This is a genomic window from Leucothrix pacifica, from assembly GCF_003172875.1.
GTDB lineage: Bacteria > Pseudomonadota > Gammaproteobacteria > Thiotrichales > Thiotrichaceae > Leucothrix > Leucothrix pacifica.
In genome coordinates this window covers 2018-2604 of the sequence record NZ_QGKM01000131.1, presented here as the reverse complement: position 1 = coordinate 2604, position 587 = coordinate 2018, and the positions used below count along the sequence as shown (strand labels likewise).

At 46.8% G+C, this 587-nt stretch carries 1 protein-coding gene; it reads left to right on the top strand.

The annotated features are described in order from the left end of the window. Positions 1 to 464: class I SAM-dependent methyltransferase (locus tag DKW60_RS23190; RefSeq protein ID WP_109840020.1), on the top strand; the 464-nt coding region annotated here is incomplete at its 5' end. Positions 465 to 587 lie beyond the last annotated feature (123 nt).

Sequence of the window (587 nt, the reverse complement as noted above, 5' to 3'; positions counted from 1 at the left end):
ATAAAGGCTATCAGGTAGTTGGCGCTGAGCTGAGCGAGATTGCCATTCAGCAGTTATTCGAAGAGTTGGATGCAAAGCCAGAGGTGTCTGAATTAGGCGCGCTAAAGCACTATCATGCTGAAGGCATTGATATGTTTGTCGGTGATATCTTCGATGTGACTGCCGAGGTCTTAGGGCCGGTTGATGCGATTTATGATCGCGCGGCATTGGTTGCTTTGCCACCTGAAACGCGGGTGAAATATTCAAAACATTTGCAGGCCACAACGAATAGGGCGAAGCAGCTTGTGATCTGTTTTCAGTATGATCAAAGCCTGATGTCGGGGCCTCCGTTTTCTATTGCGAATGAAGAGATAAAGCAGCATTACGACGTGGATTATGAACTGACTCACGTGGAAACTTGTGATGTTGAAGGTGGTTTTAAAGGTTCGATTCCGGCGGTTGAGGCGGTTTGGCTGCTCACCTAATAGTGCCGAAAATGGCTAGTTTTGATGACAGAACGGGGTACACTAAACGGAGTCTCTAAGGTCTATCATCAAACTCGGTAAGCAGTATGTCGGTCAAACAAAACACGTCACAGTCCATGCAAT